The 24,226-nt window shown below is 71.2% G+C and carries 16 protein-coding genes and 1 pseudogene; 14 read left to right on the top strand and 3 right to left on the bottom strand.

From position 1 onward, the window contains the following. Positions 1 to 100: 100 nt before the first annotated feature. Together miaB and ACFVH0_RS19260 are read left to right on the top strand one after the other, a co-directional pair. Positions 101 to 1,594 carry a tRNA (N6-isopentenyl adenosine(37)-C2)-methylthiotransferase MiaB gene (gene miaB, locus ACFVH0_RS19255; RefSeq protein WP_385821632.1) on the top strand — a complete coding sequence of 498 codons (1,494 nt, stop codon included), beginning with the start codon at positions 101 to 103 and terminating at the stop codon, positions 1,592 to 1,594. A 378-nt stretch (positions 1,595 to 1,972) separates the two neighbouring features. After that, positions 1,973 to 2,686, top strand: a complete 714-nt coding sequence (locus ACFVH0_RS19260; protein WP_385821634.1) for a class III extradiol dioxygenase subunit B-like domain-containing protein — start codon at positions 1,973 to 1,975, stop codon at positions 2,684 to 2,686. A gap of 81 nt (positions 2,687 to 2,767) precedes the next feature. Here the strand turns inward: ACFVH0_RS19260 and ACFVH0_RS19265 are convergent, their stop codons facing one another. Then, positions 2,768 to 3,004: an antitoxin gene (locus ACFVH0_RS19265; protein ID WP_385821635.1), complete on the bottom strand. Its 237-nt coding sequence runs from the start codon at positions 3,002 to 3,004 to the stop codon at positions 2,768 to 2,770. 228 nt (positions 3,005 to 3,232) lie between these two features. Here ACFVH0_RS19265 and miaA point away from each other — a divergent pair, with 228 nt between their 5' ends. From miaA to hflX, 6 genes are all read left to right on the top strand, one after another. Beyond that, entirely contained in the window at positions 3,233 to 4,171 is a 939-nt protein-coding gene (gene miaA / locus ACFVH0_RS19270; protein WP_385821637.1) for a tRNA (adenosine(37)-N6)-dimethylallyltransferase MiaA, read from the top strand. 107 nt (positions 4,172 to 4,278) lie between these two features. Continuing rightward, positions 4,279 to 4,716: a hypothetical protein gene (locus tag ACFVH0_RS19275; RefSeq protein ID WP_124721527.1), complete on the top strand. Its 438-nt coding sequence runs from the start codon at positions 4,279 to 4,281 to the stop codon at positions 4,714 to 4,716. A gap of 99 nt (positions 4,717 to 4,815) precedes the next feature. Next, positions 4,816 to 5,688 (top strand): diaminopimelate epimerase, encoded by an 873-nt coding sequence (gene dapF, locus ACFVH0_RS19280; RefSeq protein WP_385821639.1) that lies wholly within the window; start codon positions 4,816 to 4,818, stop codon positions 5,686 to 5,688. 146 nt (positions 5,689 to 5,834) lie between these two features. Further along, complete coding sequence (locus tag ACFVH0_RS19285; RefSeq protein WP_385821641.1) at positions 5,835 to 8,000, top strand: RelA/SpoT family protein; 2,166 nt, start codon at positions 5,835 to 5,837, stop codon at positions 7,998 to 8,000. 95 nt (positions 8,001 to 8,095) lie between these two features. Continuing rightward, positions 8,096 to 9,550, top strand: coding sequence for a M1 family metallopeptidase (locus tag ACFVH0_RS19290; RefSeq protein ID WP_385821643.1), 1,455 nt, complete (start codon positions 8,096 to 8,098; stop codon positions 9,548 to 9,550). A gap of 141 nt (positions 9,551 to 9,691) precedes the next feature. Beyond that, entirely contained in the window at positions 9,692 to 11,212 is a 1,521-nt protein-coding gene (hflX, locus tag ACFVH0_RS19295) for a GTPase HflX (RefSeq protein ID WP_385821645.1), read from the top strand. An 85-nt stretch (positions 11,213 to 11,297) separates the two neighbouring features. Here the strand turns inward: hflX and ACFVH0_RS19300 are convergent, their stop codons facing one another. After that, positions 11,298 to 12,467: a trypsin-like serine peptidase gene (locus ACFVH0_RS19300; protein WP_385821647.1), complete on the bottom strand. Its 1,170-nt coding sequence runs from the start codon at positions 12,465 to 12,467 to the stop codon at positions 11,298 to 11,300. Between the two features lie 297 nt (positions 12,468 to 12,764). Here ACFVH0_RS19300 and ACFVH0_RS19305 point away from each other — a divergent pair. After that, a pseudogene (locus ACFVH0_RS19305) lies at positions 12,765 to 14,429 on the top strand (IS1182 family transposase); the annotation flags it as partial. Between the two features lie 103 nt (positions 14,430 to 14,532). Here the strand turns inward: ACFVH0_RS19305 and ACFVH0_RS19310 are convergent. Then, on the bottom strand, positions 14,533 to 15,753 hold the full coding sequence (locus ACFVH0_RS19310; protein WP_385821649.1) for a trypsin-like serine peptidase: 1,221 nt from the start codon (positions 15,751 to 15,753) through the stop codon (positions 14,533 to 14,535). Positions 15,754 to 16,081: 328 nt separating this feature from the next. Between ACFVH0_RS19310 and ACFVH0_RS19315 the strand changes: the two genes are divergently transcribed. The 5 genes from ACFVH0_RS19315 to ACFVH0_RS19335 are packed head-to-tail and all read left to right on the top strand — an operon-like array spanning position 16,082 to position 24,189. Beyond that, positions 16,082 to 17,461 carry a diaminobutyrate--2-oxoglutarate transaminase family protein gene (locus ACFVH0_RS19315; RefSeq protein WP_385821651.1) on the top strand — a complete coding sequence of 460 codons (1,380 nt, stop codon included), beginning with the start codon at positions 16,082 to 16,084 and terminating at the stop codon, positions 17,459 to 17,461. A gap of 29 nt (positions 17,462 to 17,490) precedes the next feature. Next, entirely contained in the window at positions 17,491 to 19,380 is a 1,890-nt protein-coding gene (locus tag ACFVH0_RS19320) for an IucA/IucC family protein (RefSeq protein WP_385821653.1), read from the top strand. Between the two features lie 44 nt (positions 19,381 to 19,424). Continuing rightward, the gene (locus ACFVH0_RS19325; RefSeq protein WP_385821655.1) at positions 19,425 to 20,231 is read left to right on the top strand and encodes a GNAT family N-acetyltransferase; all 807 of its coding nucleotides are present in this window, start codon (positions 19,425 to 19,427) and stop codon (positions 20,229 to 20,231) included. Positions 20,232 to 20,291: 60 nt separating this feature from the next. Next, on the top strand, positions 20,292 to 22,181 hold the full coding sequence (locus tag ACFVH0_RS19330; RefSeq protein WP_385821657.1) for an IucA/IucC family protein: 1,890 nt from the start codon (positions 20,292 to 20,294) through the stop codon (positions 22,179 to 22,181). A gap of 37 nt (positions 22,182 to 22,218) precedes the next feature. After that, positions 22,219 to 24,189, top strand: a complete 1,971-nt coding sequence (locus tag ACFVH0_RS19335) for an ATP-dependent DNA helicase (protein ID WP_385821659.1) — start codon at positions 22,219 to 22,221, stop codon at positions 24,187 to 24,189. Positions 24,190 to 24,226 lie beyond the last annotated feature (37 nt).

Here is a 24,226-nt window from a genome sequence, read left to right on the forward strand (position 1 = left end):
CCGGGCGGCGGGTGGTCACCGGGCGGGGTATTCATCATCGGGGCCCGACCGGAGCCCTTACCCTGGACGGGTGAGCGGCAACGACGTGGCTGGTGGAGTAGTGGACGGTTTGAAAACGTACGAGGTGCGCACCTACGGGTGCCAGATGAACGTCCACGACTCCGAGCGGCTCTCGGGGCTGCTGGAGGGCGCGGGTTACGTACGTGCCGCCGAGGGCTCCGACGGTGACGCCGACGTGGTCGTCTTCAACACCTGCGCGGTGCGGGAGAACGCCGACAACAAGCTCTACGGCAACCTCGGCCGGCTCGCCCCGATGAAGACCAAGCGGCCCGGCATGCAGATCGCCGTCGGCGGCTGTCTGGCGCAGAAGGACCGCGACACCATCGTGCAGCGCGCCCCCTGGGTCGACGTCGTCTTCGGTACGCACAACATCGGCAAGCTGCCCGTGCTGCTGGAGCGCGCCCGTATCCAGGAGGAGGCGCAGATCGAGATCGCCGAATCCCTGGAGGCATTCCCCTCCACACTCCCCACCCGCCGCGAGTCCGCCTACGCCGCGTGGGTCTCGATCTCCGTCGGCTGCAACAACACCTGCACCTTCTGTATCGTCCCGGCGCTGCGCGGCAAGGAGAAGGACCGCCGGACCGGCGACATCCTCGCCGAGATCGAGGCCCTGGTCTCCGAGGGCGTCTCCGAGATCACCCTGCTCGGCCAGAACGTGAACGCGTACGGCTCCGACATCGGCGACCGCGAGGCCTTCTCCAAGCTGCTGCGCGCCTGCGGGAAGATCGAGGGCCTGGAGCGGGTCCGGTTCACCTCGCCGCACCCCCGCGACTTCACGGACGACGTGATCGCGGCGATGGCCGAGACGCCCAATGTGATGCCGCAGCTCCACATGCCGATGCAGTCGGGCTCGGACACGATCCTCAAGGCGATGCGGCGCTCGTACCGGCAGGAGCGCTTCCTCGGCATCATCGAGAAGGTGCGCGCCGCGATGCCGGACGCCGCCATCTCCACCGACATCATCGTGGGCTTCCCCGGCGAGACCGAGGAGGACTTCGAGCAGACCATGCACGCGGTCCGCGAGGCGCGCTTCGCCAACGCCTTCACCTTCCAGTACTCCAAGCGCCCCGGTACCCCGGCCGCCGAGATGGAGGGGCAGATCCCCAAGGAGGTCGTCCAGGAGCGGTACATGCGCCTGTCGGTCCTTCAGGAGGAGATCTCCTGGGAGGAGAACAAGAAGCAGGTCGGCCGCACACTGGAGATCATGGTCGCGGAGGGCGAGGGCCGCAAGGACGGCGCCACCCACCGCCTCTCCGGCCGCGCCCCCGACAACCGCCTGGTCCACTTCACCAAGCCGGACGAGGACGTGCGCCCCGGTGACGTGGTCACCGTCGAGATCAGCTACGCGGCCCCGCACCACCTGCTCGCCGAGGGCGCACCGCTCGCCGTGCGGCGAACCAGGGCCGGGGACGCCTGGGAGAAGCGCAACGCCACCGAGGCCGCCAAGCCGGCCGGAGTGATGCTGGGCCTGCCGAGTGTCGGGGCCCCGGCCCCCCTGCCCGCCACTGCGGCCCCGGGCTGCGGCTGCGACTGACATCAGGGAGCCCGACAGCGGCCCGGGCGCGGCGCCCGGGCCGCTGTCCGAGGGCGGTCTGCGGGCTGCGCCCGCCGACGTCCTGGTAGCGGGCCTGCGCGCGGCGCCTGGTTGCTGTCCGAGGGCGGTTTGCGGGCTGCGCCCGCCGACGTCCTGGTAGCGGGCCTGCGCGCGGCGCCTGGTTGCTGTCCGAGGGCGGTCTGCGGGCTGCGCCCACCGTCGGCCCGGTGTCGGGCCTGTGCGCGCTTCCGCCCGGCCGCTGCCCGACGGCGGTCTGCGCGCGCTTGCCCCGGCCGCTGCCCGACGGCGGTCTGCGAGCTGCGCCCGGCCGCGACAACGGCGGTCTGTGCGCGGCGGCCAGGCGTTACGCTGCCGACCATGCTTGTCGCCGCCGCTGTCTGCCCCTGCCCACCCCTGCTGGTACCCGAGGTCGCCGCCGGTGCCGCGCCCGAGCTCGACACGCTGCGGGACGCCTGTGCCGACGCCCTCGGCGTGCTCGCCGCCGCGCGTCCCGACCTGCTGATCGTGGTCGGGCCCGCGGACCGGCCGGGCCGCGGACCGTACCCCGAGGGGACCACCGCCACCTTCCGGGGCTTCGGCGTCGACCTCGGCGTACGGCTCGGCCGCGACCTCGCAACGGCGACGGACCGCCCGCTCCCGCCGTCCCTCGCCGTCGGCGCCTGGCTGCTGGCCCGCGCTGAATGGGCCGGCGCACCGGTCGAGGGGCTGGGCGTGGGGGAGCCGCTGGCGGCCGACCGTTGTACGAGCGCCGGGCGGGACCTGGCCGGCCGGGCGGACCGCGTCGCGCTGCTCGTGATGGGCGACGGCAGCGCCTGCCGCACGCTCAAGGCCCCCGGCTATCTGGACGAACGCGCCGAGGCGTTCGACGCGGCGGCCGCCCGTGCGCTGGGCGCGGCCGACCCGGACGCGCTGATGGCGCTGGACGAGGCACTGGCGTACGAACTGAAGGCGGCGGGCCGGGCGCCCTGGCAGGTGCTCGCGGGCGCCGCGCAGGGGGCGGGCCTGGCAGGGCGGCTGCTGTACGAGGACGCCCCGTACGGCGTGGGCTACCTGGTCGCCGCCTGGTCCTGAGCCGCCGCCCGAGGACCCACGCGTGACGGCCGTGCAGCGGCGTCGCTCCACGGCCGTCACCCGGGCTTGATCAGTTCATGGTCAGGAAGCGGGCGGTGTACCACCCTGGTCCTTGTGGGACAGGCGCTCGACCGCGTCCTTGGCCTTCCGCGCACCGGACTCGATCTTGTCGCTGTACTTGCCCTTGGTCTTTTCGTCGACCGTCCGTGCGGCCTTGTCGAGCCCCTGGTCGATCTTGTCCCCGTGCTGATGCGCGAGTTCGCCGACCTTGTCCTTGGCGGGGCTCAGCTTGGCCTTCAAATTGTCCAGGAAGCCCATCGGGCACCTTCCCTGCTGGGGGACTACGGTCGAGCGCTTCTTCAAACCGTGAAAAAACGCCCATATTCAATGTGAATTCTACTGGTGCGCCAGAAGAACCGCGCCGCCCGGAGCGATGGGGCGGCCGGGCGGCGGACGGGCCCGGGCCGTGACGATGAACGATTCCCGTTCTCGGCCGGTCACCTCACTCATTCGGGAAGAGCGCCGGAGGTTTGCGAGACTGTGGCAGTGAGAAGCTCAGCTCCCGCACCGCGGGTCATCACCGTCGTCGGTCCCACTGCTGCCGGAAAGTCCGATCTGGGGGTATTTCTTGCTCAGCAGCTCGACGGCGAAGTGGTCAACGCCGACTCCATGCAGCTCTACCGGGGGATGGATATCGGCACCGCGAAGCTGACGCTCGCCGAACGCGAATCCGTCCCGCACCATCTGCTGGACATCTGGGACGTCACCGAGACCGCCAGCGTCGCCGAGTACCAGCGGCTGGCCCGCGCCGAGATCGACCGGCTGCTCGCCGCCGGCCGCACCCCCGTCCTGGTCGGCGGCTCAGGGCTCTACGTGAAGGGCGCCATCGACGCCCTGGAGTTCCCCGGCACGGACCCCGACGTACGCGCCAGGCTGGAGGAGGAACTGGTCGAGCGCGGCTCCGGAGCGCTCCACGCCCGGCTCGCCGCCGCCGACCCCGAAGCCGGCCGGGCCATCCTGCCGAGCAACGGCCGCCGGATCGTCAGGGCCCTCGAAGTCATCGAGATCACCGGCAAGCCATTCACCGCCAACCTCCCCGGTAACGATGCGGTGTACGACACCGTCCAGATCGGCGTCGACGTGGCCCGCCCGGAGCTCGACGAACGCATCGCCCTGAGGGTCGACCGGATGTGGGCGGCCGGCCTCGTGGACGAGGTGCGCGCCCTGGAGACCCAGGGCCTGCGCGAAGGGCGGACCGCCTCCCGGGCGCTCGGCTACCAGCAGGTGCTCGCCGCGCTGGCCCGGGAATGCACCGAGGAGGAGGCGCGGGCCGAGACCGTCCGCGCCACCAAGCGATTCGCCCGCCGTCAGGACTCGTGGTTCCGACGCGACCCGCGGGTCCACTGGCTGAGCGGCGCCGCGGAACACCGCGGGGAACTCCCGCGCCAGGCGCTGGCGTTGGTCGAACGAGCGGTTACAGCCTGATCACGTGATGGCATCGGGAAGCCCTGCCCGTCATTTCGGCGACCTGGAGCGTGCCATCATCGAGCATCGATCGACCAGTGGAGTCCGAGTTGGGAGGGCGCGTGGCGATGGAGGCCGGCCCTCGCGACACTGAACAAGACGCACCGGACGCGCTGCACGAGGCGGGAAGTCTGAGCCCCGACGGGCCGGACGAGCTCGAAGCGACCCCCGAGGTCGAGGTCGAGCTGCGCCCCGCGCGCCGGCTGCGGATCTGGCAGCTGGCACCGATCGTCATGCTCGCCGCGGTGGGATCGCTGATGTTCGCCTTCCCGCTGGCCTTCGAGTTCGGCGACGGCGGAGCGGTCGTGGCCATGCTCGGCCTGCTGATCAGCTGCTGTGCCGCGGGCTGGGGCATGATGGCCGCCCGCCGGGTGGGCTACACCTGGCCCGGTCTGCCGCAGCGCGGCTCGGGCGAGCGCTCCGACTGGCGGGTGATCGCCCTGTACGTCGTCGTCGGCGGCGCGCTGGTCGCCCTGGCCGTCTGGCGGGTGGCACGGCTCCAGTGACGGCCGCAGCCGGCCTTTCCGCAGGTCCCGCCGCCACGACGGCGACCGCCGGACGGACCGGGGAGGTCGGTTGTCGGCGCCGTTTCGTACAGTTGCCCTGTGAGCACCTCGCAGATCGCCTTCCTCAAGGGTCACGGCACCGAGAACGACTTCGTGATCGTTCCCGACCCGGACGACGCCATCGACCTGCCCGCGTCCGTCGTCGCCCGGCTCTGCGACCGCCGGGCCGGCATCGGCGGTGACGGGCTGCTGCACGTCGTACGGTCCGCCGCGCACCCCGAGGCGCGGGCCATGGCCGCCGAGGCCGAATGGTTCATGGACTACCGCAACGCGGACGGTTCGATCGCCGAGATGTGCGGCAACGGAGTCCGGGTCTTCGCCGGGTACCTCCAGCGCGCCGGACTCGTCGAGGAGGGCGACCTCGCCGTCGCGACCCGGGGCGGCGTGAAGAAGGTGCACATCGCCAAGGACGGCTCCATCACGGTCTCCATGGGGCGCGCGCTCCTGCCCGAGGACGGCGTCACGGTCAGCCTCGGCGGCCGCAGCTGGAACGCCCGCAACGTGAACATGGGCAACCCCCACGCGGTCGCCTTCGTGGACGACCTGGCCCACGCCGGCGACCTGCTCTCCGTGCCGCCCTTCAGCCCCGCCGCCGTCTACCCCGAGGGCGTCAACATCGAGTTCGTCGTGGACCGCGGACCGCGCCATGTCGCCATGCGGGTTCACGAGCGCGGCTCCGGCGAGACCCGCTCCTGCGGCACGGGAGCCTGTGCCGTGGCCGTCGCCACGGCCCGCAGGGACGGCGCGGACCCCACGGAGACCGGCACCCCGGTCACGTACACGGTCGATCTGCCGGGCGGCACCCTCCTGATCACCGAGCGGCCGGACGGCGAGATCGAGATGACCGGACCCGCCGTGATCGTCGCCGAGGGCATGATCGACGCCACCTGGCTCGAAACGGTGGCCGGTTAGGACTTCGCTCGAATGGGTGATCCCTTTCACGCTGGGCGAGAGCGGGACTCCGCCACGTGGTGGGCTCGGTAGCATCAAGCACCGGCACCCGGAGGCGCGACCGCACCTCCCCACCGCCGGTCGACGTCGCCGGAGGTGCCCCCCCCATGAGCGCAGAGGCCACCAGCTCAGGTGCCCCCATCCGCAGACGGGGCCGTCCGCGGATCGATCTGCGCAGGCTCGGCCGTGTCGCGTTGCTCGGCCCCGTCTCCCGCGACCGGCTGCCCGACGCCATCGGCCACGTCGCCGAGGCCCATCGGGCCCACTACCCGGATGCCGACCTCTCGATCCTGCGCCGGGCCTACGTACTCGCGGAGTCCTCGCACCGGGGCCAGATGCGCAAGAGCGGCGAGCCGTACATCACCCACCCGCTCGCGGTCACCCTGATCCTCGCCCAGCTCGGCGCCGAGACGACGACGCTCACCGCATCGCTGCTCCACGACACCGTCGAGGACACCGATGTGACCCTCGATCAGGTACGGGACCAGTTCGGCAAAGAGGTCTGCTATCTCGTCGACGGCGTGACCAAGCTGGAGAAGGTCGACTACGGCGCAGCCGCCGAACCGGAGACCTTCCGCAAGATGCTCGTCGCCACCGGCGACGACGTCCGGGTCATGTCCATCAAACTCGCCGACCGGCTGCACAACATGCGCACCCTCGGTGTGATGCGGCCCGAGAAACAGGCCAGGATCGCCAAGGTCACCCGCGACGTACTGATCCCGCTGGCCGAACGGCTCGGCGTGCAGGCCCTCAAGACCGAGCTGGAGGACCTCGTCTTCGCGATCCTCCACCCCGAGGAGTACGAACGGACCCGCGCGCTGATCGACGCCGCCGCCGCGCGGCCGGACGGCCCCGGCACCGCCCGGCAGGACCCGCTCGCCGCCATCGCCGAGAACGTCACGACGGTGCTGCGGGAGGCCGGCATCCCCGCCGAAGTCCTCATCAGGCCACGCCACTTCGTGTCCGTGCACCGGGTCGGTATCAAGCGCGGCGAGCTGCGCGGCACCGACTTCGGCCGGCTGCTGGTACTCGTCGGCGAGGACGCCGACTGCTACGCCGTGCTCGGTGAACTGCACACCTGTTTCACCCCGGTGATCTCCGAGTTCAAGGACTTCATCGCCGCCCCCAAGTTCAACCTGTACCAGTCGCTGCACACCGCCGTCGTGGGCGAGGACGGGGCGGTCGCCGAAGTGCTCATCCGCACCCACCGGATGCACAAGGTCGCCGAGGCCGGAGTCATCGCCCTCGGCAATCCGTACGCCGCGGACAGCGCAACCGGCCCCCAGACCGCCGAACCCGCGGACGGGGAGCGCGCCGACCCCACCCGGCCGGGCTGGCTCTCCCGGCTCCTCGAATGGCAGCAGTCCGCCCCGGACCCCGACACCTTCTGGACCACGCTCCGCGCCGACCTGGCCCAGGACCGTGAGATCACGGTCTTCCGGACCGACGGCGGCACGCTCGGGCTGCCCGTCGGGGCCAGCTGCGTCGACGCCGCCTACGCGCAGTACGGGGACGAGGCGCACAACTGCATCGGCGCCCGGGTCAACGGCCGCCTGGCCACCCTCGGCACCGTGCTCAGCGACGGCGACACCGTCCAGCTGCTGCTCGCCGAGGACGCCGCCTCGGGCCCCTCACCCGACTGGCTCGACCACGCCCGTACCCCCGCCGCCCGCATCGCCATCACCGGCTGGCTGGACGCCCACCCCGAGGACGCCCGCGGCCCGCATGCCGGGCGGCCCACCGAGACCGGACCCGAGCAGCAGAGCCACTCCAGGCCCGGACCGCAGCCGCAGCAGATCACCGGCAGCGGGCCCGCCACGGCCGCGACCGCGGTGGTGGACCGGCCGGACGCCCCCGTACGGCTCGCGGGCTGCTGCACCCCCGTACCCCCCGACGCCGTCACCGGATTCGTCGTACGCGGCGGCGCGGTCACCGTGCACCGGCTGGAATGCCCCGCCGTCGCCCGGATGCAATCCATCGGCCGGACATCGGTCGGGGTGAGCTGGGGAGACTCCACCGAGTGCCGGGTCACACTGGTCGCCGAATCCTTCGGACGCCCCCGGCTGCTCGCCGATCTGACCGAGGCGATCGCGACGGCGGACGCGGCGATCATCTCCGCCACCGTCGAGCCGCCCAGCGAACAGCGCGTCAGGCACACCTACACCCTGCAACTCCCCGACGCGGCCGGACTGCCGGCCCTGATGCGCGCCATGCGTGATGTGCCCGGGGTGTACGACGTGAGCCGCGCCAAGCACCGCGCCGCCACCGTCTGATCCCGCCGACGGAGCCATCTGCCACAGCGATCTCGTTCGGGTGGCGCGGCGCGCGCCGCCCCGGTCCGGCGGGAAGTCGCTGGTAGCGGTAGTTCATGCCGTTCATCTCCCGCCGTCTGCGGGCCGCTCTGCTGGCCACCGCATCAGCCACCCTCGTAGCAGCCACCCTCCCCTCGCCCGTGCCGCTCGGCATCGGCGATCCGCTCTTCCCTCACCTCGGCAACCCCGGGTACGACGTCCGCTCCTACGACATCGGACTGACCTACCACGGAGACAACACCAAGCCGCTGGACGCCGTCACCAGGATCGACGCGCGGACCACCGAACCGCTCGACCGGATCAACCTCGACTTCGCCCGGGGCAAGGTCCGCACGGTCGAAGTCAACGGACTGCGCGCCGACTTCGCCGTCGAGGACGAGGACCTGATCATCCAGCCCATGGGCAGGCTTCCCGCCGGGGTGCCGCTGCGCATCACCGTCCGGCACACCAGCGACCCCACCGGCGACCGGGACAGCGGCGGCTGGCTGCCCACCGCCGACGGGCTGGCCATGGCCAATCAGGCCGACGCCGCGCACCGGGTCTTCCCGAGCAACGACCACCCCGCCGACAAGGCGTACTTCACCTTCCGGATCACCGCGCCCAAGGACCTCACCGCGGTGGCCAACGGACTGCCCGCCGGCACGGTCCGGCATGGCGCCGACACCACCTGGACCTACCGGACCGAGCACCCCATGGCCACCGAACTGGCCCAGGTCTCCATCGGCCGGTCCACCGTCGTGCACCGGACCGGCCCGCACCGGCTGCCGATGCGCGACGTGGTGCCCACCGCCGACCGCAAGCGCCTCGAACCCTTGCTCAGCAAGAGCCCCGCCCAGCTGGAGTGGATGGAACAGCAGGTCGGCCGCTACCCCTTCGAGACGTACGGACTGCTCGTCGCCCACACCGAGACCGGCTTCGAGCTGGAGACCCAGACGCTCTCGCTCTTCGAGCGCGCCCTGTTCGTCGGGACCGACTACCCCGAGTGGTACCTCGAATCGATCATGGTGCACGAGCTCGCCCACCAGTGGTTCGGCGACAGCGTCTCCCCGGATCGCTGGTCCGATCTGTGGCTCAACGAGGGACACGCCACCTGGTACGAGGCCCGCTACGCCGAGGAGCACGACGACAAGTCGCTGGAACGCCGGATGCGTGAGGCCTACACCAGGTCCGACGGCTGGCGAGCCGCGGGCGGCCCGCCGGCCCGCCCCGACGCCCCGGCGCCCGGACAGAAGATCAGCCTGTTCCGGCCGGTGGTGTACGACGGCAGCGCACTGATCCTCTACGCGCTGCGCCAGGAGATCGGTGAGAGCGCCTTCGACCGGCTGGAGCGGAGCTGGGTGAAGAAGCACCGGGACTCCAACGCCACCACCGAGGACTTCGTCCGCCTGGCGTCCCGGACCGCGGGCCGCGACCTGACCTCGTTCCTCGACGGCTGGCTGTACGGGAAGAAGACCCCGCCGATGCCGGGGCACCCGGACTGGCACAGCAGCAAGCCCGCCGGACAGCGGTAAACCCGGTGACGGGTGCGACGGACCGTGCCACTATCGACGAGTCGCCGCGGCGGCCGGACCGGGATTCCCGACAGCGGGAATCATCGGGCGGTGTCACGCGTTGTGACTGATGTAACGGACTTCCAACGACGTAAGGATCCAATGACCTCCTCTTCTTCCCTTCCCCAGGACGCGCAGGATGCGCAGAGTGCTACGGAGAATGTCACCGAAAGCCTCACCGAGAGCCTTCGGGCCGACGCCCTGATGGAAGAGGACGTCGCCTGGAGCCACGAGATCGACGGAGAGCGGGACGGCGAGCAGTTCGACCGCTCCGAGCGCGCCGCGCTGCGGCGTGTGGCCGGACTCTCCACCGAGCTCGAAGATGTCACCGAGGTCGAGTACCGACAGCTGCGCCTGGAGCGTGTGGTGCTGGTCGGTGTCTGGACGTCGGGGACCGTGCGCGACGCGGAGAACTCCCTCGCGGAGCTGGCCGCACTGGCGGAGACGGCGGGCGCCCAGGTGCTCGACGCCGTCTTCCAGCGCCGCGACAAGCCGGACCCGGCCACCTACATCGGTTCGGGCAAGGCGCTGGAGCTGCGCGACATCGTCCTCGAATCGGGGGCCGACACGGTCGTCTGCGACGGTGAGCTCAGCCCTGGCCAGCTGATTCACCTGGAAGACGTCGTCAAGGTCAAGGTGGTCGACCGGACCGCCCTGATCCTCGACATCTTCGCCCAGCACGCCAAGTCCCGCGAGGGCAAGGCGCAGGTCTCGCTGGCACAGATGCAGTACATGCTGCCGCGGCTGCGCGGCTGGGGTCAGTCGCTCTCGCGTCAGATGGGCGGCGGCGGTTCCAGCGGCGGTGGCGGCATGGCCACCCGTGGCCCCGGTGAGACCAAGATCGAGACGGACCGGCGCCGGATCCGCGAGAAGATGGCGAAGATGCGCCGGGAGATCGCGGAGATGAAGACGGGCCGCGAGATCAAGCGCCAGGAGCGCAAGCGCAACAAGGTGCCGTCGGTCGCCATCGCCGGCTACACCAACGCGGGCAAGTCCTCGCTGCTCAACCGGCTGACCGGTGCGGGCGTCCTGGTGGAGAACGCCCTGTTCGCCACCCTGGACCCGACCGTGCGCCGGGCCGAGACGCCGAGCGGCCGGCTCTACACCCTGGCCGACACCGTCGGGTTCGTACGGCATCTGCCGCACCACCTCGTCGAGGCGTTCCGCTCCACGATGGAGGAGGTCGGCGAGTCCGACCTGATCCTGCACGTGGTGGACGGCTCCCATCCGGCGCCGGAGGAGCAGCTCGCCGCGGTGCGCGAGGTGATCCGCGAAGTCGGCGCGGTGGACGTGCCCGAGATCGTCGTGGTCAACAAGGCGGACGCGGCCGATCCGCTGGTGCTCCAGCGGCTGCTGCGCATCGAGAAGCACGCGATCGCCGTCTCGGCGCGCACCGGAGCCGGTATCGAGGAGCTGCTCGCACTCATCGACACCGAACTGCCGAGGCCGTCGGTCGAGATCGAGGCGCTCGTCCCGTACATCCAGGGCGCGGTCGTCTCCCGGGTGCACGCCGAGGGCGAGGTGATCTCCGAGGAGCACACGTCGGAGGGCACCCTGCTCAAGGCGCGGGTGCACGAGGAGCTGGCGGCCGAGCTCTCCTCGTTCGTCCCCGTGGCGCACTGACCCGCGGCGCGACAAGGCTCGTAACGCCCGAAGGCCCGCCCCGACCAGGGGCGGGCCTTCGGCCGTCATGGAGTGCCCGCGGCCGTCAGCGGCCGGCGAACTTCTCGCTCATCGTGGTGAAGACGTCCCTGGCACCCGGGCCCAGCTGGGGGCCGGCCAGCCAGCCCGAAGTCACCGGACCGATGGACGTGTTGGAGACCAGCACCGACTTGCCGTCACTGCCCTTGCGGAACCAGCCGCCGCCGGACGACCCACCGGTCATGGTGCAGCCGATGCGGTACATCGCCGGAGTGCTCGGGCTGATGGAGAGCCGCCCGGGGCGGTCCACGCACTTGTGCATGATCAGGCCGTCGTACGGGGGAGCGGCGGGGTATCCCCAGGCGCCCATGGCGTCGATCCGCGAGACCTCGGGAGCGTCGAAGTCGACCGCCAGGGCGTTGCCCACGGTCTCCTCCAGGGACTTGGTGCCCTTCTCCGGCTTCACATGCAGCACCGCGTAGTCGTAGGGGGCACCCTCGCCCCCGGTGGGGCCGCCGTCGGCGAGCCATTCACCCGATGTCGTCGCCCAGTCCGCCCAGTACGCGCCGTACGGGGCGATCTCCTGCGGCTGTGCGTTCTCCAGCGCGGCGGCGGACTTCCCCTTGTCGTTGTACGCGGGCACAAAGACGATGTTGCGGTACCAGCCGCCCTTCGAACCGGCGTGCACACAGTGTCCGGCGGTCCACACCAGGTTGGACCTGCCGGGGTTCTTGGGGTCCTTGACCACCGTGCCCGAGCAGACCATCGAGCCCTCGGGGGAGTCGAAGAACACCTTGCCGACCGGGGCCGCGTAGTCGTGGTACGGCGTCTTCTCGCGCTCGGCACGGACCGGGGCGGGCTCGGGGTCGCTGACGCCCTGACCGCCGGAGACGTCGCCGGCCGCCATGGTCTTGGCCGGGTCCTCGGCCGACTTCATCCGGTCGGGCTTCCACAGCCCGTCGATGACCGGATTGACGAAGTCCTTGGCCTCACGCAGCCACTTGTCCTTGTCCCAGTTCTTCCACTCGCCGTTCTTCCACTTCTCCGGGTCGACACCGTGCTTCTTCAGCGTCTCGGCCAGACCGTCGGGCAGGGAGCCGCCGGCGTCCTGGCCACCCGCGGAGTCGGCGGCGGGCTTGCTGGTCGCGTTGTCCTCGCTCGGGCCACAGGCGGTGGCCGTCAGCGTGAGCGCGGCGACCAGACCGGTCGCGGCGAGCAGCGGACGTATGGATCGCATGGAAAGGGTTCCCCCTGAAACTTCCGAAATTGCCATGAACGTGTCATTCGGTTCGGTGGCCGGACCAGCGGCCACCGAAGATGCAGGGGCCCACCCTATGACGGCCCGGAGCATTCCCCTGCCACGGCGGCACGGCCCGCACGGAGCACGGCCGCCCCGGCGGCGCCGTACGACGGACAGGGGCCCCCGGCGCGCAACTGCCGGACGCTGTTGGTTTATTCGGGGGCTCGCGTGACGTCGGCCTTCGAGACCCGGTTGTGGTCTTGAAGGCCGACGTTGTCGTATGGGGTGGTGCGGGTGTCGATGCAGCCGAGCGGGCCGGGCGAGGTCCCGGCGGAGACGGTGAGGGCGGCGCGGGCCGCGTTCCCCGAGGGAAGCCTGGCGATCCGGGTCCGGGACGAGTTGGGACCGTTGTTCCGCGACGAGGAGTTCGCGGACCTGTTCCCGGCGCGGGGGAAGCCCGCCTGGTCACCGGGCCGGTTGGCGCTCGTGCTGGTGTTGCAGTTCGTGGAGGGGCTCACCGACCGGCAGGCCGCGGAGGCGGTGCGGGCGAGAATCGACTTCAAGTACGCCCTCGGGCTGGAACCGGGCGATCCCGGGTTCGGCTTCTCGGTGCTGTCGGAGTTCCGGGACCGCCTGGTGGAGGCAGATGCCGGGCGGCGTGTCCTGGACGGCATCCTCGCCGCGGCCGGGGAGAAGGTATTGCTGAAGACAGCGGGCCGGGCCAGGACCGATTCCACCCATGTGCTGACGGCGGCCCGGAACGTGGTCTGGCTGGAGCGGGTCGCAGAGACCATGCGGGCGGCGTTGAACGCGCTGGCCCAGGGGGCTCCCGACTGGCTCGTCGAGGCCGCCGAGCCGGACTGGTTCAAGCACTACGCCGCCAGGGCCGAGGACTCCCGGTTCCCCAAGGCCCGCACGGCGCGGGACGAGCTGGGGCCGCGGATCGGCCGGGACGGGATGCGGCTGCTTGAGGCCGTCTTCTCCCGCCAGGCACCGCCGGAGCTGCGGACGCTTGAACAGGTGGAGCACCTGCGGCAGATGTGGGTGCAGAACTTCCACCAGGCCGAGGGCGAGGTGAGGCGGCGGAACCCAAAAGACCGGCCGCCAGGCAGGACGTGCCTGGTTAACCCCTACGACATTGAGGCACGCAACAGCGTCAAGCGGGACACTGCCCGGGCCGGATACAAGGTCCACCTCACCGAGACCTGCGAGGAGGACACCCCGAACCTGATCACGAACGTGACCACCACCGACGCCACGGTGCCCGACGTGTCGATGACCGGGCCCGTGCATGCCCGGCTCGCCGAAGCGGGCCGCTTGCCCGCAGAGCATTTGGTCGACGCCGGATACGTCGACGCGCATGTGCTCGTGTCCGCCCGCCGTGAGTACGGCCTCACGCTGACCGGTCCGGCCGCCCTGCCGGTCAGCCCTCAGACCGCTGCGGGCGGTGGATTCACCGGCGACGATTTCACCATCGACTGGGAGAACAAGCAGGTCGCCTGCCCTGGAGGCAGGACGACGACCCGCTGGAATCCCGACCGTTCGCCGGAGGGCACCCCCGTGATCCGGGTCCGCTTCAACAAGAGCGACTGCCGGCCCCGCCCGGTCCGCGAGCAGTGCACCACCTCCAGCGTCGGCCGGCGGCTGACCCTGCGGCCCCGCGCGGAACACGAAGCCCTGCGCCAGGCTCGCGCCGACCAGGACACCGACACCTGGAAGGAGCGCTACAAGACCCGCGCCGGCGTCGAGGGCACTGTCTCCCAGGCCGTCCAGCGCTGCGGCCTGCGTAGATCCCGCTACCTCGGACTCGCAAAGACCGCCCTGCAACACCAGCTCACCGGCGCCGCCATCAACCTCGCCCGCATCGACGCCCACCTGACCGACACGCCCCGAGCCCGCACCCGCACCAGCCACTTCGCAGCACTTCGCCCCGCCGAGCAACTGCTCGGCGGGGCGAAGCGATCAGCACCCCGAATAAACCAACAGCGTCCGCAACTGCCGCGCCGGGGGCCCCTGCTGTGCCGTCACCGTCCCCGGAACCGGGTCGGGTGGCGGTCCGTCATCACTGTCCCGCGTACTTCTTGCTGACCGACTCGTAGACGCCCTCGGCCTCCTTGCCGAACCGCGGCCCGGCCAGCCAGCCCGCGGTCACCGGCCCGATCGAGGTGTTCGAGACCAGCGCGGGCTTGCCGTCCTGCCCGTCCGCGACCCAGCCGCCACCGGACGACCCGCCGGTCATGGTGCAGCCGATGCGGTACATCGTCGGGTCCTGCGCGGTCAGCGAGAGCCGGCCCGGCTTGTCCGAGCACTGGAACGCCTTCTGGCCGTCGTACGGCGGCGCGGCCGGGAAGCCCGTCGCCGTCATGCTGCCGATCTTGGGTACGGCCGGTGCGTTGAACTCGACGGGCAGCGCGGAACCGATTGTCTCCTCCAGGGACTTGCCCGTCGATCCCTTCTCCGGCGTGACGTGCAGCACCGCGAAGTCGTACGGCGCGCCCAGCCCGCCCATCGAGGACCCCTGCGAGATCCACTGGTCCGACGTCTGCGCCCAAGTGCCCCACCACACGCCGTAGGGGGCGATCTCCTGCTTGGTCGCCTTCTTCAGCTCGGCCAGCGACAGGCCCTGGTTGTTGTACGACGGCACGAAGGCGATGTTGCGGTACCAGCCGCCCTTCTTGCCGGCGTGCACACAGTGCCCGGCGGTCCACACCAGGTTGGACTTCCCGGGGTGCGCCGGGTCCTTCACCACGGTCGCGGAACAGACCATGGAGCCCTCGGGGCCGTCGAAGAGCAGCTTCCCGGACTCGGCGGCGTTGGCGTGGTACGGCGTCCGGAGGCCTGCGGCCCGGACCGGCGCGGGCGTCGGGTCCGTCACGCCGACGTCACCCGAGATGTCGTTGTCGACCGGCTTCTCCGGCGACTTGTCCGCGTCCCGCATCCGGTCCGGATCCCACAGGTCCTCGATGATCGGATTGACGAAGTCCTTGGCCTCACGCAGCCATTTGTCCTTGTCCCAGTTCTTCCAGTCGCCGTTCTTCCACTGGTCGAGATCGATCCCGTGTTCCTTCAGCCGGTCCTTCAGATCGTCCGGGATGGCGATCTTTCCGTCCGAGGACTGGCCGGCGGGAACGCTCGGCTTGTCACTCGCGTTGTCCTCTTCGGGACCGCAGGCGGTGGCGGTCAACGCGAGGACCGCGGTGACCGCGGCCACGGCGAGCACCGACGAAGGCCGGCGGCGTGCCCTCCCCTCACGTGCGGCGAGAGCCGGTCGAATGAGTCGCATGTGGTGATCCCCCTGGGACTTCGTAACTCAACACTTCTGTACTGCACTGCGGTACTGCTCCGAGCCACCTGCTCCGAACACCCTGCGGACCCTCGGACGAACTTCCGAGGTCCTGTGCGGCCCCCACTATGCCGGTGCCGATGGGGACGGCGAGCGGCAGGGCCGCGGTTCCGCCTCCGCAAGGATCTTCCGATTTACCCGTGATCCGCCGCGCCCGGCGTCGTTGGTATGTGCGTGGGACTCGGGAAAAGCGTTCATCCCCGCAGTCCGCCCATGCGCCGACGTACCGATGTGCAACGCAACCGTTACAGCAGGAGGACCAACAGCCGTGGCCGTGACCGAACCAGCCCCGGTGGCAGCACCGGCGGTGCACGAGGGGATCCTGCGCCGCCAGTCGCTGCGCGAATCCGCCGCCCGTACCTACGCGCGCTCACTTCCGATCGTGCCGGTGCGGGCCCGTGGGCTGACCATCGAGGGCGCCGACGGGCGGCGTTACCTCGACTGTCTCTCCGGAGCCGGCACCCTGGCGCTCGGACACAACCACCCGGTCGTCCTGGAGGCCATCAAGAAGGTCATCGACTCGGGTGCGCCGCTGCACGTGCTCGACCTCGCCACCCCGGTCAAGGACGCCTTCACCACGGAGCTGTTCGCCACCCTGCCGCGGCAGTTCGCCGACAACGCCCGGATCCAGTTCTGCGGGCCGGCGGGCACGGACGCGGTCGAGGCGGCGTTCAAGCTGGTCCGCGGCGCGACCGGCCGCAGCGGCCTCCTCGCCTTCACCGGCGCCTACCACGGGATGACGGAAGGAGCCCTCGCCGCCTCGGGCGGCGCCGAGGACGTACGGGTGACCAGGCTGCCCTTCCCGCGTGACTACCGCTGCCCCTTCGGCATCGGCGGTGAGCGCGGCGCGGAGATCGCCGCCCGGTGGACCGAGAACCTCCTGGACGACCCCAAGGGCGGCACCCCGGCACCGGCCGGGATGATCCTCGAACCGGTGCAGGGGGAGGGCGGAGTGAACCCTGCCCCCGACGGCTGGATGCGCCGGATGCGTGAGATCTCCGAGGCCCGGAACATCCCTCTGATCGCCGACGAGGTCCAGACCGGCGTCGGCCGCACCGGCGCCTTCTGGGCGGTCGAGCACAGCGGGGTCGTGCCCGACGTGATGGTGCTCTCCAAAGCGATCGGCGGTTCCCTCCCGCTCGCCGTGATCGTCTACCGCTCCGAACTCGACACCTGGCAGCCGGGCGCCCACGCCGGTACCTTCCGGGGCAACCAGCTCGCGATGGCGGCGGGCACGGCCACCCTCGCCTTCGTACGCGAGAACTGCCTCGCCGAGCGCGCCGCGATCCTCGGCGCCCGCATGCTCGCCCGCCTCCAAACGCTCGCCACCGACCACCCCACCATCGGTGACGTACGCGGACGCGGCCTGATGATCGGCGTCGAGCTGGTCGACCCGGAGGCCGCCCTGCCCGGCGACAGCCCCGAGCCCCCGCCCGCCCCCGCCCTGGCCCTCGCCGTCCAGCAGGAATGCCTGCGCCGCGGGCTCATCGTCGAACTCGGCGGACGCCACTCCACCGTCGTCCGCCTCCTCCCTCCCCTCACGCTCACCGACGAACAGGCGACAGCGGTCGTGGACCGCCTCGCCGACGCCCTGGCAGCCGCCGAGCGTCTGCCGCACCACCGCACCACGACCGGGTCGATCCGCTGACCCCGGACACCTTCACAAGAAAGACCGCCGTGAACCCCACCCCCGCGCCCCAGGCCGACGGCTCGCCCCCCACCCACCAGCGAGGACAGGCCGGGCACACCGGCCCGCTCCTCCTGGAGCAGTCCACCGTGCCGCGCCAGATGACGGCACCGCACGACGAGCGCTGCACCCCGAAGTCCACGGCCACCGGCGGGGCACCGTCCGACCCGCTCGACCACCCGGACCCGCTACGGGCCGCCGACACGGCGGGCACGGAGAATCTGCTGCGCTGCTGGGTCCGGGAGACCGGCCTGGCCCGGCCGGAGGGGACCACACTCCGCATCCCCCTCCCCGCCAGCGGCACGGCCTTGATCGTCCCCGTCCTCTACTGGTCGGTCACGGGCTGGCACCGCTTCGGCCCGCCCGTCCTGGAAGCGGCACCCGAGGGAGCACCGCCCGCCGACGCCGTCACCATCGCCGCCCTGCTGGGCCGCGAGGCCGGCCGCGACGAGGGGGCCGACATGGTGGCCCGGGTCGCCGACTCGGTACGCCGTACCGCCGGATTCATCGCCGAGCGGCGCCGCGCCCCCCACGCCCCGGCCGAAGCGGACCTCTTCCTCACCGCGGAGCAGTCGCTGCTGCTCGGCCATCCGCAACACCCCACCCCCAAGAGCCGCGAAGGGCTCTCCGACGCCGAATCGCGCCTCTACTCGCCCGAGTCGCACGGCTCCTTCGCGCTGAACTGGATGGCTGTCGACCGGTCCGTACTGGCCACCGACTCCGCCTGGACCGACGGAGGCCGTCCGGTGCCGGCCGCGGAGCTGGTCACCGCGCACGCCGGGGGGCTGCGTCTCCCCGACAACACCGCACCGATTCCGCTCCACCCCTGGCAGGCCCGCGAACTCGGACACCGTCCCGAAGTCGCCGCCCTGCTCGACGCCGGACTCCTCCACGACCTGGGACGGCACGGCGAACGCTGGCACCCCACCTCTTCCGTACGCACGGTGCACCGGCCCGGTGCCCAGGTCATGCTCAAGCTCTCCCTCGGCGTTCGCATCACCAACTCCCGCCGGGAGAACCTCCGCAAGGAACTCCACCGCGGGGTGGAGGTCCACCGGCTGCTCCGCAGCGGGCTCGCCACCCAGTGGCACGCGGCCCATCCGGGCTTCGACATCGTCCGCGACCCCGCCTGGCTGGCCGTAGACGCCCCGGACGGCCGACCCGTCCAGGGCCTCGATGTGATGCTCCGTCACAACCCGTTCGGGCCGCACGACGACGCGGTCTGCATCGCGGCGCTGACCGCCCCCCGCCCCTTGCCGGGCAGGACGGGCATGCACTCGCGCCTCGCCGAGATCGTTCTCTCCCTGGCCGCCGCCACCGGGCGGACCGTGGGCGCGGTCGCAGCCGAGTGGTTCCTGCGCTACCTGGACCGCGTCGTGGGCCCCGTGCTCTGGCTCGACGCCCACGCGGGCGTGGCCCTCGAAGCACATCAGCAGAACACCCTGGTGCTGCTCGGCCCGGAGGGCTGGCCCATCGGCGGCCGGTACCGCGACAACCAGGGCTACTACTTCCGCGAGTCCCACCGCACGGCGCTGGAGCAGCGGCTCACCGGCATCGGATCGGTCAGCGACACCTTCGTCTCCGACGAGGTCACCGACGAGCGCTTCGCCTACTACCTCGGAATCAACAATGTGCTCGGACTGATCGGAGCGTTCGGCGCCCAGCACCTCGCCGACGAACGCGTGCTCATCGCGGCCTTCCGCCGGTTCCTCGGCTCGGTCGCCGCGCTGGGTTCCCCGCTCCCCACGCACCTGCTGGAGAAGACCCACCTGCGGTGCAAGGCCAATCTGCTGACCAGGATGCACGGCCTGGACGAACTGGTCGGTCCAGTCGACACCCAGTCCGTCTACGTCACCATCGCCAACCCGCTCTGTGCCTGAAGGAACATGACTACCGCCTGAACCGCCGAGAGGAGAGCAACACCGTGACTCCCGCCGATGCGCACACCGACGCCGGGACCGGCCCTGCCCCGCAGGCCGACACAGGTGCCGAGGACACCCTGGACCTGGAGCTCTCCGAGGAAATCCTCGCGCTGTTCGGGGAGGACCCCCCGGCCACCGAGGCAATGCGCCCGCTGCCCGGCGCGCCCGCGTCGCCCGTTCCGGGCGGCGCGGGCCCGGCGGCGGTGGCCCGGCCGGCCATGAGCAGGGCGGCCGCCTCCGATCTCCTCGACCACCCGGCCGACTGGCGACCGGTCACCACCCCGGCCGGAGTCTTCCAGCTCGTCCCCGTACGGCTCGAACGCGATCTCGCCGTACTGACCCGCTGGATGAACGACCCCGCCGTCGCGGCCTTCTGGGAACTCGCCGGCCCCGAAGCCGTCACGGCCGCCCATCTGCGCCCCCAGTTGGAGGGCGACGGACGCAGCGTCCCCTGCCTCGGCGTACTGGCGGGCATCCCCATGAGCTACTGGGAGATCTACCGCGCGGATCTCGACCCGCTGGCACGCCACTACCCGGCCCGTCCGCAGGACACCGGGATCCACCTGCTCATCGGCGGTGTGCACAACCGCGGACAAGGCGTCGGCACCACCCTGCTGCGCGCCGTCGCCGACCTCGTGCTCGACAACCGCCCCCGGTGCGCACGTGTGGTCGCGGAGCCCGATCTGCGTAACACCCCGTCCGTCTCAGCCTTTCTGAGTGCCGGTTTCCGCTTTTCCGCGGAACTCGAACTCCCGGACAAACGAGCCGCCCTGATGGTCCGCGACCGAATCCACCGTGCCCGACTGTGAACGAACTGCTGCCCAATTCATCCCGCTCGAACCCCATCGGTTCCACCCCGAGGAGTCCCCGTGCCGAAATATCCCGCGAGCCATGATTCAGCGGAGTCCCCCGAGCTGCTCAGCACGCCAGAACTGAACCGGACGGTCTGGGACGGGGCCGCCGCCCGGCTGCTCGCGAAGATGCTCGGTGAATTCGCCTACGAGGAAGTCATCGAGCCGGTCGCCCAGGCCGGCCCGGGCGATACGTACACCCTCGGGCTCGACGACGGGAAGACCCTCGTCTTCAGTGCCCGGCGGGGCGTGTACGGGAGTTGGCGCATCGCCCCCGACTCGATCCTGGAGATGCCCGGGAAAACCTCCGGGACGCCGGACGACGATGAGGGTCCGATCTGCGAGCCGGGCGCCGGAGCCGTGCCCTTCCGCGATCCGCTCCAGTTCCTCGTCCGCGCCCGCCGTCTCCTCGACATCGACGGCGCCACGCTCGGGCACCTGATCCGCGAGATCACCACCACCCTCACCGCCGACGCCCGGCTCGACCACACCGCGCTCCCCGCGGCCCGGCTGGCCGGTCTCGACTACGCCGAGCTGGAGGGCCACCAGACCGGCCACCCCTGGCTCGTCGCCAACAAGGGCCGCCTGGGTTTCTCCGCCGCCGACGCCGCCCGCCACACCCCCGAGGCCCGCAAACCCCTCACACTGCCGTGGATCGCGGTCTCCACGAGGATCGCCGCCTACCGCGGAGTGGCCACGCTGGCCGGCCCGGAGCGGCTGTACGCGCAGGAGCTCGACCCGTCGGTCCGTGACTCCTTCGCCACCGTGCTCCGTACCCGCGGCCTCGACCCCGACGGCTATCTCTTTCTTCCCGTGCATCCCTGGCAGTGGGACGAATGGATCGTTCCCGTCTTCGCCCCCGCCATCGCAGCCGGTGACATCGTTCCGCTCCACCCCGACGCGGACCTCAGGCTCGCCCAGCAGTCCATCCGCACCTTCAGCAATGTGGCCCGCCCCGACCGGCACACCGTCAAGCTGCCGCTGTCGATCCTCAACACGCTGGTCTGGCGCGGACTGCCCACCGAACGCACCCTCGCGGCCCCCGCCGTCACCGCCTGGGTGCACGGCCTGCGCGACCAGGACGCGTTTCTGCGCGACACCTGCGGGGTCATCCTGCTCGGCGAGGTGGCCTCGGTGACCGTCGAGCACCCGCTCTACGACCACCTTCCCGAGGCCCCGTACCAGTTCAAGGAGATCCTCGGCGCGATCTGGCGCGAACCCCTCCAGCCCCGGCTCGCACCCGGCGAGCGGGCCCGGACGCTCGCCTCGCTGCTCCACACCGACCCTCAGGGCCGCGCCTTCACGGCCGAGCTCGTCGCCCGCTCCGGGCTGACACCCACCGCCTGGCTCACCCGTCTCTTCGCCGCGATGCTGCCGCCGCTGCTGCACTTCCTCTACCGGTACGGCACGGTCTTCTCCCCGCACGGCGAGAACGCCATCGTGGTCTTCGACGAGCACGACGTGCCGACGCGCCTGGCGATCAAGGACTTCGTCGACGACGTGAACGTGAGCGCCCGGTCGCTGCCGGAGCACGAGTCGATGCCCGAGGACGTACGCCGGACGCTGCTCACCGAGGAACCCTCCTTTCTCATCCAGTTCATCCACTCCGGACTCTTCGTCGGGGTGTTCCGCTTCCTCTCCCCGCTCTGCGAGGAACAGCTGGGGGTTCCGGAGGCCGAATTCTGGTCACTCGTCCGGGCCGAGATCCTGCGCCACCACGCCCGCTTCCCCGAGCTGAAGGAGCGGTTCGAGATGTTCGATCTGCTGACACCCCGCATCGAACGCCTCTGTCTGAACCGCAACCGCCTGCACGTCGACGGCTACCGGGACCGCCCCCAGCGCCCGCACGCGGCCATCCACGGGAGCGTTCCCAACCCGCTCCACCCCGAAGCCGGTGTCCGGGAGTGACCCTGTTGTCAGTGGCGCCCCGTACGCTGGTCGGGCTATGACGAAGCCATCCCTCCCCGAGCTCCTGCACGCCGCCGTGACCGCCGTCGGCGGTACGGAACGACCTGGTCAGGCCGCCATGGCCGAGGCCGTCGCAGCGGCCGTCGACGACAATTCCCATCTGCTCGTCCAGGCCGGCACCGGCACGGGCAAGTCCCTCGGCTATCTGGTGCCCGCGCTGGCGCACGGGGAGCGGGTCGTGGTGGCCACGGCGACGCTGGCGCTCCAGCGCCAGCTCGTGGAGCGCGACCTTCCGCGCACGGTCGACGCGCTCCATCCGCTGCTGCGCCGGCGTCCCGATTTCGCCATGCTCAAGGGCCGGTCCAACTACCTCTGTCTGCACCGGCTCCACGAAGGGGTGCCGCAGGACGAGGAGGAGGGGCTCTTCGACCAGTTCGAGGCCGCCGCCCCGTCGAGCAAGCTCGGCCAGGACCTGCTGCGGCTGCGGGACTGGTCGGACGACACCGAGTCCGGCGATCGCGACGACCTCACTCCCGGGGTCTCCGACCGCGCCTGGGCACAGGTCTCCGTCTCCTCCCGCGAATGCCTGGGCGCCAGCAAGTGCGCCTACGGTGCGGAGTGCTTCGCCGAGCTCGCCCGGGAGCGCGCCAAGCTCGCCGATGTCGTCGTCACCAATCACGCCCTCCTGGCCATCGACGCCATCGAGGGCGCGCCGGTGCTCCCGCAGCACGAGGTGCTGATCGTCGACGAGGCCCATGAGCTGGTCTCCAGGGTCACCGGGGTGGCCACCGGCGAGCTCACCCCCGGCCAGGTCAACCGCGCGGTGCGCCGAGCGGCGAAGCTGGTGAACGAGAAGGCCGCCGACGCCCTGCAGACCGCGTCGGAAGGGTTCGAGCGGGTCATGGAGCTGGCGCTCCCGGGCCGCCTGGAAGAGGTCCCCGAGGACCTCGGCTACGCACTGCTGGCGCTGCGCGACGCCGCGCGTACCGTGATCTCGGCCCTGGGCACCACCCGGGACAAGTCCGTCCAGGACGAGGACGCCGTCCGCAAGCAGGCCCTGGCGGCGGTGGAAACGATCCATGGTGTCGCCGAGCGCATCACCCAGGGCTCGGAGTACGACGTCGTCTGGTACGAGCGCCACGACCGCTTCGGCGCCTCCCTGCGGGTCGCACCGCTCTCCGTCTCGGGGCTGCTGCGCGAGAAGCTGTTCACCGAGCGGTCCGTCGTCCTGACCTCGGCCACGCTCAAGCTCGGCGGGGATTTCAACGGCGTGGGGGCCTCGCTCGGCCTGGCGCCCGAAGGCACCGCGGGCGACGATCTTCCGCAGTGGAAGGGACTCGACGTCGGGTCGCCGTTCGACTACCCGAAGCAGGGCATCCTGTATGTCGCCAGGCATCTGGCCACGCCGGGGCGGGAGAGTTCCCGCACCGACATGCTGGACGAGCTCGCCGAACTGGTGGAGGCCGCCGGCGGGCGCACGCTCGGGCTGTTCTCCTCCATGCGGGCGGCCCAGGCCGCCGCGGAGGAGCTGCGGGGCAGGCTGGACAAGCCGATCCTGCTCCAGGGCGAGGAGACGCTGGGCGAGCTGATCAAGAATTTCGCCGCCGACCCCGGGACCTGCCTCTTCGGCACGCTGTCGCTCTGGCAGGGCGTCGATGTGCCAGGTGCCAGCTGCCAACTGGTGATCATGGACCGGATCCCGTTCCCGCGCCCCGACGATCCGCTGATGAGCGCGCGCCAGAAGGCCGTCGAGGAGGCGGGCGGCAATGGGTTCATGGCCGTCGCGGCTACGCATGCCGCGCTGCTGATGGCCCAGGGGGCCGGCCGGCTGGTCCGGGCCACCGGCGACAAGGGCGTGGTCGCCGTGCTCGATCCGCGCCTGGCCAATGCCCGGTACGGCAGCTATCTGCGCGCCTCGCTGCCCGACTTCTGGTACACCACCGACCGGAATCAGGCGCGCCGCTCACTCGCGGCGATCGACGCGGCGGCCAAGGCCGACGGCAAGTAGTCCGCCACGGGTCTCCGGAGACATGGGCGGGCCCCGG

The organism is Streptomyces sp. NPDC127117 (assembly GCF_042677325.1).
Classification (GTDB): domain Bacteria; phylum Actinomycetota; class Actinomycetes; order Streptomycetales; family Streptomycetaceae; genus Streptomyces.